Annotated in this window: 6 protein-coding genes; 4 read left to right on the top strand and 2 right to left on the bottom strand. The window is 73.9% G+C overall.

Features of this window, described 5'->3' with window-relative positions:
• Positions 1-379: 379 nt before the first annotated feature.
• The 3 genes from GT045_RS01020 to GT045_RS01030 all read left to right on the top strand — a co-directional run bounded on the left by GT045_RS01020 (position 380) and on the right by GT045_RS01030 (position 5966).
• Positions 380-3031, top strand: coding sequence for a CocE/NonD family hydrolase (locus GT045_RS01020; RefSeq protein ID WP_161332987.1), 2652 nt, complete (start codon positions 380-382; stop codon positions 3029-3031).
• Positions 3028-3882 carry an ABC transporter permease gene (locus GT045_RS01025; RefSeq protein ID WP_161332988.1) on the top strand — a complete coding sequence of 285 codons (855 nt, stop codon included), beginning with the start codon at positions 3028-3030 and terminating at the stop codon, positions 3880-3882. Before GT045_RS01020 ends, GT045_RS01025 begins: the two co-directional genes overlap by 4 nt.
• A 110-nt stretch (positions 3883-3992) precedes the next feature.
• Positions 3993-5966, top strand: coding sequence for an AMP-dependent synthetase/ligase (locus tag GT045_RS01030; protein WP_161332989.1), 1974 nt, complete (start codon positions 3993-3995; stop codon positions 5964-5966).
• Positions 5967-6039: 73 nt separating this feature from the next.
• Here the strand turns inward: GT045_RS01030 and GT045_RS01035 are convergent, their stop codons facing one another.
• Together GT045_RS01035 and GT045_RS01040 are read right to left on the bottom strand one after the other, a co-directional pair.
• Positions 6040-6450, bottom strand: coding sequence for a rodlin (locus GT045_RS01035; RefSeq protein WP_161332990.1), 411 nt, complete (start codon positions 6448-6450; stop codon positions 6040-6042).
• Between the two features lie 281 nt (positions 6451-6731).
• On the bottom strand, positions 6732-7145 hold the full coding sequence (locus tag GT045_RS01040; protein ID WP_161332991.1) for a rodlin: 414 nt from the start codon (positions 7143-7145) through the stop codon (positions 6732-6734).
• Between the two features lie 258 nt (positions 7146-7403).
• Between GT045_RS01040 and GT045_RS01045 the strand changes: the two genes are divergently transcribed.
• The coding region (locus GT045_RS01045; RefSeq protein WP_161286930.1) for a rodlin at positions 7404-7785 on the top strand (382 nt) is incomplete at its 3' end.

Raw genomic sequence — 7785 nt, forward strand, 5'->3', positions numbered from 1 at the left:
ACCCACCCCTGACCCCCAAGCCCCCCGGGGGGGCGTCCAGAGCCCCGGGGACCCGCCCCGGACCGCCCCGAAGGGGCGTCCAGGGGCGCGGGGAACTGCGCGCCCGGCCACGACGGACCCGCAGCCGGCCGGCCACGCACCGGACCGGGTCCGTAGCCGTGAAGGGCCCGTACAGGTACAGGGTCCGTATCGGTACAGGCACCGCTTCGGTACCGGCCCCGCGGCCGTACCGGGCCCGGTAGCCGTACCGTCGCCGTACCCCGTCCATCGCCGTACCGCGTCCGGTGTACACCGGCCCCTCCCCGTACGCCCCAGGGAGGGCCCGCGGCTCCGCCCGCCGGCCGCAGCGGCCGTCGGCGCGGCCCCGTACCGTTGACGCATGGATCTTCGACCCCGTGGGCTGCGGGCACGCCTCCGCGCGCCGCGCCGGCTCCTCGCCGCCGCGGCCGCCGTCGTGGTGCTGGCCGGCGCCGGGACGTGGACGGCGGCCGTCGCCGCCGACGACCCGCCCGCCGTGCACCGCAGCGACCGGGTCATGGCGGTCGACGGCGTGCGCCTGGACACCTCGTACTTCACCCCGGCCGGCACCGGCCGCCACCCCGCCCTCCTGCTCGCCCACGGCTTCGGCGGCAGCAAGGACGACATGCGCCGGCAGGCCGAGGACCTCGCCCGGGACGGGTACGCGGTCCTGACCTGGTCCGCCCGCGGCTTCGGCGACTCCACCGGACGGATCGGCCTCAACGACCCGAAGGGCGAGGTCGCCGACGTCTCCCGGCTCGTCGACTGGCTCGCCGGGCAACCCGAGGTGCGGCTGGACAGACCCGGCGACCCGCGCGTGGGCATGGCCGGCGGCTCCTACGGCGGCGCGGTCTCCCTGCTCGCCGCCGGACACGACCGCCGGATCGACGCCATCGCCCCGGCGATCACCTACTGGAACCTCGCCGACGCCCTGTTCCCCGGCGACGTCTTCAAGAAGCTGTGGGCCGGCGTCTTCGTCAACTCCGGCGGCGGCTGCGCGAAGTTCGAGCCCGCGCTGTGCCGGATGTACGAGCGGGTCGCGGAGTCCGGCACCCCGGACCCGGCCGCCCGGAAACTGCTCCAGGAGCGCTCGCCGTCCGCCGTCGGCGACCGCATCGAGGTGCCCACCCTGCTGACGCAGGGCCAGACGGACTCGCTGTTCACCCTCGACCAGGCCGACGCGGCCGCGAAGGCGATCCGCGCGAACGGCGCCCCCGTCGACGTCGACTGGATCGCCGGCGGACACGACGGCGGCGACATGGAGACCGGCCGCGTCGAGCAACGCACGCGAGCCTGGTTCGACCGGTACCTGAAGGGCGACGAGGGCGTCGACACCGGACCGGCCTTCCGCGTCACCCGCACCGGCGGCATCGACTCCACCGACGGCGCCGCCCGGCTCCGCGGCGCGAGCGCCGGCACCTACCCGGGCCTGCACGACCACCGGCGCGCCATCGCCCTCACCGGTGGCGGGCAGCACGTCGCCAACCCGGCCGGCGCCAGTCCGCCCGGAGTCTCCGCGCTGCCCGGCATCGGCGGCTCCGGCGGCCTCGGCCGGCTCGCCGCGCTCGGCGTCGGCGTCTCCCTGGACTTCCCCGGCCAGTACGCGAAGTTCGACTCGGCACCGCTCACCCGCGACCTGCGGATCACCGGGGCACCGACCGCCACCGTGCACGTCACGTCCACCCGCGCCGACGCCGTCCTGTTCGGCAAGGTCTACGACGTCGGCCCCCGCGGCACCCGGCAGGTACTGCCCGGCGGGCTCGTCACGCCCTTCCGGGTGACCGGCGCCGAGGCCGGCAAGGACGTCACCCTCACCCTCCCGGCGATCGACCACGAGGTGCAGCGGGGCCACCGGCTCCGCCTGGTCCTCGCCTCCACCGACCTCGGCTACGCCTCCCCGGCGGCCCCGGCCACCTACACCGTCTCCCTGCGGGGAGACCTGAGCGTGCCGACGGCCCCCTCGGTCACCACCGCCGCCGCGCCCCTGCCCTCCTGGGTGTGGTGGCTGCCCGCGGCCGGTGCGCTCGCCGCGCTCGCCCTGCTGCTCACCGCCCGCCGCCGGACGGACGCGCCCGCACCCGACCCGGAGCTGGCCGACGTGCCCCTGGTGATCAGGGACCTGAGCAAGCGGTACGCGAGGTCCGCCGACCGGTACGCGGTGCGCGAGCTGTCCTTCCGCGTCGACAAGGGCCAGGTGCTCGGCCTGCTCGGACCGAACGGCGCGGGCAAGACCACCACCCTGCGCATGCTGATGGGCCTGATCCGGCCCGACGAAGGCGAGATCCGCGTCTTCGGCCACGCCGTCCGGCCCGGCGCGTCGGTGCTCTCCCGCGTCGGCGCCTTCGTGGAGGGCGCGGGCTTCCTGCCGCACCTGACCGGCCGGGAGAACCTGGAGCTGTACTGGCGGGCCACCGGCCGCCCGCCCGAGGACGCCCGCCTGGACGAGGCCCTGGAGATCGCCGGGCTCGGCGACGCACTCGCCCGCGCGGTGCGCACCTACTCACAGGGCATGCGCCAGCGCCTCGCCATCGCCCAGGCCATGCTGGGCCTGCCCGACCTGCTCATCCTGGACGAGCCCACCAACGGGCTCGACCCGCCCCAGATCCGCGAGATGCGCGAGGTGATGATCCGCTACGCGGCCGGCGGCCGCACGGTGATCGTCTCCAGCCATCTCCTCGCCGAGGTCGAGCAGTCCTGCACCCACCTGGTGGTGATGGACCGCGGCCGGCTCGTACAGGCCGGGCCGGTCCGGGAGATCGTCGGCTCCGGCGACACCCTGCTGGTCGGCACCGCCGCACCCGTGCCGGAGCCGGTGCGGGAGAAGGTGGCCGCGCTGGACGGCATCGCCTCCGCCGTGCGCACGGACGACGGGCTGCTGGTCCGGCTCGCCCCGGGCGGCACGGCCGAGCAGCTCGTCGTGGAGCTGGTCCGGCTGGAGGTGCCGGTCGCCTCGGTCGGCCCGCACCGCCGCCTGGAAGACGCCTTCCTCACCCTGATCGGAGGTTCCGCATGAGCACGCTCACCGAGGTCGCCTCCGGCTACCGGGCGGGCCGCACCCTGCCGCTGCGGGTCGAGCTGGTCCGCCAGCTCAAGCGGCGCCGCACCCTGGTCATGGGCGCGGTCCTGGCGCTGCTGCCGTTCGTGCTGCTGATCGCCTTCGCGGTCGGCGGCGACCCGGGCGGCCGGAACGACCAGGTCACGCTGATGGACACGGCCACCGCCTCCGGCGCCAACTTCGCCGCCGTCAACCTCTTCGTCTCGGCGGGCTTCCTGCTGGTGATCCCGGTCGCCCTGTTCTGCGGGGACACCGTCGCCTCGGAGGCGAGCTGGTCCTCGCTGCGCTATCTGCTCGCCGCGCCCGTGCCCCGGGCCCGGCTGCTGTGGTCCAAGCTCGTCGTCGCGCTCGGGCTGAGCCTCGCCGCCATGGTGCTGCTGCCGCTCGTGGCACTCGCCGTCGGCACGGCCGCCTACGGCTGGGGGCCGCTGGAGATCCCGACCGGCGGCGCGCTGGACACCGGCACGGCGGCGCAGCGCCTGCTGGTGGCCGTGGGCTACGTCTTCGTGTCCCAACTCGTCACCGCCGGACTGGCGTTCTGGCTGTCGACCAGGACGGACGCGCCGCTGGGCGCGGTCGGCGGTGCGGTCGGCCTCACCATCGTCGGCAACGTCCTGGACGCCGTGACGGCGCTCGGCCACTGGCGCGACTTCCTGCCCGCGCACTGGCAGTTCGCCTGGGCCGACGCGGTCCAGCCGCATCCCGAGTGGGCCGGCATGATCCAGGGCTCCGTCATCTCCGTGACGTACGCGCTGGTGCTGTTCGCCCTGGCCTTCCGGGGCTTCGCCCGCAAGGACGTCGTCTCCTAGCGCCCGGGCGGAAGTCCCGCCTGCCCCGCACGACCCGTTGACCTTTTCTTACTTCCGAGTAAGTTGACCCGTCGGTAAGGGCGTCGGCCGCACCGCCACCGGGAGCCGTCATGGGCGTACGCAGGGAACTGAAACGGGCACGGCAGCGCACCGCTCTCGCGGACCGCGCCCCGGTGGAGATCGTCCGGGACAGCGCCGGAACGGTGCGCGAGGTGCGGGCCGCACCCCTGGCGCCCCCGCTCGCCGCCGGCTCCCTGGCCGACCTGCCGTTCCGGCACGCGGCCGAGGCCCCGGACGCCGTGCTGCTGCGCCGCCGGGAACGGGACGGCTGGCGGCCGGTCGGCGCGGCGGCCTTCGCCGCCGAGGTGGCCGCCGTGGCCAAGGGACTGGTCGCCGCCGGACTCGAACCGGGCGGCCGGGTGGCCGTGATGTCCCGCACCCGCTACGAGTGGACCGTCCTGGACTTCGCGATCTGGGCGGCCGGGGGCCAGTCCGTCCCGGTCTACCCCACCTCCTCGGCCGAGCAGGTGGAGTGGATCGTCCGTGACTCCGGCGCCCGGTTCGCCGTCACCGAGACCGCCGCCAACGCCGCCACGCTCACCACCGCCACGGCCGGCCACGCCCGCCCCCCTCGCCTGTGGCAGCTCCAGGAGGACCCGGGCGCCACCGCTCCCGCCGGCGCCCTCGCCGACCTCGCCGTCCTCGGCCGGGACCTCCCCGACGACGAGCTGCACAAGCGGCGCGCCGAGCTGACCCCCGACACCGTCGCCACCATCTGCTACACCTCCGGCACCACCGGCCGGCCCAAGGGCTGTGTCCTCACCCACGCCAACCTGCACGCCGAGGCCGCCAACACCGTCGAGCTGCTCCACCCGGTCTTCCAGGCCGCCACCGGCCGGGCCGCCTCCACCCTGCTCTTCCTGCCGCTCGCCCACATCCTCGGCCGGACCCTGCAGCTCGCCTGTCTGCTGGCGCGCATCGAGACCGGCCACTTCCCGAGCCTCCGGCCCGACGAACTGCGCCCGGCGCTGAAAGAGTTCCGGCCCACCTTCCTGGTCGGGGTGCCGTACCTCTTCGAGAAGATCCACGACACCGGGCGGGCCACCGCCGAGAGGATCGGCCGCGCCGCCTCCTTCGACCGGGCCGAGCGCACGGCCGTCCGCTTCGGCGAGGCCCACCTGCGGACCTTCCCCGGCCCCGGCAAGGGCAGCGGCAAGGGCACCGGCAAGGGCCCGGGAGTCGGCCTGTACGCCGCCCGGGCGCTGTACGACCTGCTGGTCTACCGGCGCATCCGCAAGGAGCTGGGCGGCCGGATGCGGTACGCGATCAGCGGCGGCTCCCCCCTGGACCGCAACCTGAACCTGTTCTTCCACGCGGCCGGCATCGTCGTCTACGAGGGCTACGGCCTGACCGAGACCAGCGCCGCCGCCACGCTCGTGCCCCCGCTCAGCCCCCGCCCCGGCACGGTCGGCCGGCCGGTACCGGGGGTGTCCGTGCGCATCGCCGACGACGGCGAGGTGCTGATCGCGGGCGATGTGGTCTTCGGGTCGTACTGGAACAACCCGGCCGCCACGGACGCCGTGCTGCGCGACGGCTGGTTCGCGACCGGCGACCTCGGAGCGCTGGACGCCGACGGCTATCTCACCATCACCGGCCGCAAGAAGGACATCCTCGTCACCTCCGGCGGCAAGAACGTCTCACCGGCCGTCCTGGAGGACCGGCTGCGCAGCCGCTCACCGGTCGGCCAGTGCGTGGTCGTCGGCGACAACCGGCCCTTCGTCGCCGCCCTGGTCACCCTGGACCCGGAGGCGGTCGCGCACTGGCTGTCGGTCCGGAAGCTGCCGCCGGACACCCCGCTGTCCGAGCTGGTCCGTGACGAGCGGTTGCGCGCCGAGGTGCAGAGGGCGGTCGACCACGCCAACGAGGCCGTCTCGCGCGCCGAGTCGATCCGCGCCTTCGCGCTCGTCGAGGGGGAGTTCACCGAGGAGAACGGGCTGCTGACCCCCTCGCTGAAGGTCAGGCGGCACGCGGTGACGGACGCGTACGCCGCCGAGATCGACGCCCTCTACCGCAAGCGGGCGTGACCGGCCCGCAGGCGGCGCACAACACGGCGGCGGGCCACCGGACGGACCGGTGACCCGCCGCGCGGGGGAGTGCTCAGCTGTTGCCGGCGCCGTTGCCCGACAGCGCGGAGATGTCGTCCAGGATGTGCGACAGCGGCTCGTCGCCCTTGGCCTGGGTCGAGTTCTCGGTGCACTGCTGGTTCTGCGGCGCGGAGAGGATCGGCACGTCCTGCAGGATGCCGACGTTGACCAGACCGACCAGCGACTGGAGGTTCGCCTTCACGGGCAGGCCGACACAGGGCTTGTTCAGCGAGCCCTGGACCAGCGAGAGCTGCGGGCTCTGGTCACCGAGGGTGGCCGAGTTGCCGAACGCCTGCGTCGCGTCGTTGCCGCTGAGCGAGGTGGTGCCGTGGTCGTCACCGATGGCGAGGGCCTGGGGGGCCGCCGCACCGGCGAGACCGGCGACTGAGGCGGCGACGGCCGCGGTTGCCCACAGCTTCTTCATGTTCATTCCCTTTCGAAAGGCGGACTCCGGGGAGGAGCTGCGTGATCGTCAACGGCTGGAACTCCGGCTGGGTTGCGATGTTTGCCCCGATCGGCCCAGCGCAGTCCGATGAATGCATGAACGCCCCCTTCGCTCCCGTGCGCTTCCCGGGGGCACCGTGCGCGGGAGGGTGGCACCGCACGCTCGCGGGCGGCGCCGCGCGCTGCTCGCGGCCGGAAACGACGAACGGGCCGCCGATGTGCTCGGCGGCCCGTCGGGGGCCCGGCAGGGCCCGGGTCGGCTCAGCGGTTGGCCGCGCCGTTGCCGGACAGGGCGGAGATGTCGTCCAGGATGTGCGACAGCGGCTCGTCGCCCTTGGCCTGGGTGGAGTTCTCCACGCACTGCTGGTTCTGCGGCGCGGAGAGGATCGGCACGTCCTGCAGGACGCCGACGTTGACCAGACCGACCAGCGACTGGGCGTTGAGCTTCGCCGGCAGGCCGATGCAGGGCTTGTTGAACGAGCCCTGGATGAGCGCCATCTGCGGGCTCATGTTGCCGTACGTGGCGGAGTTGCCGAACGCCTGCGAAGCACCGTTGCCGCTGAAGGACGTGGTGCCGGTGTCGTTGCCGATGGCCAGGGCCGGCGACGCGGCGGCAGCGGAGGCGCCGACGACGGAGGTGGCGACCGCGGCGGCGGCCAGTACCTTCTTGATCACGTGTAATTCCCTTCTGGAGAAACCCCGTCCACCGGAGCCCCCTGGTCAACTCCGCAAGCCCGGAGGAGTTCCTCTCCTTCACTCCGATGGCCTACACCCGGCGGCGTCGGCCGCCCGCGTGACGGCCCGGGAATCGGGCGGGTTCCACGGCACCGGTCGATCCGATCGGGTGACGCCCCGCAACCAATGGGCGGCGACTCGGTTGATGCCAGGGCAGGAACGGTGAGTCTGGCGAGGAGCCAGGAAAGGAAAAGCGAAATGCTGAAGAAGGCAATGGCCGCGGCGGCGGTCGCCGCGTCCTTCGTCGGTGTGTCGGCGGCGGCAGCCCCCCAGGCGCTTGCCATCGGCAACGACCACGGCACCACGTCGCTCAGCGGCAACGGAGCCACCGACGCGTTCGGCAACTCGGTGACCAGGGGCGACATGAGCCCGCAGGCCACCCTGGTGCAGAGCTCGCTCAACAAGCTGTGTGTGGGGCTGCCGGCCAAGGCGAACGTCCAGTCGGTGCTGGCTCTGGTCAACGTCGGCATCGCCCAGGACGTGCCGATCCTGTCCGCGCCGCAGAACCAGCAGTGCGCCGAGAACTCGACCCAGGCCAAGGACGACGAGCCGCTGTCGCACATCCTGGACGACATCTCCG

Origin of the sequence: Streptomyces sp. SID486 (genome assembly GCF_009865385.1) — a bacterium.
GTDB lineage: Bacteria > Actinomycetota > Actinomycetes > Streptomycetales > Streptomycetaceae > Streptomyces.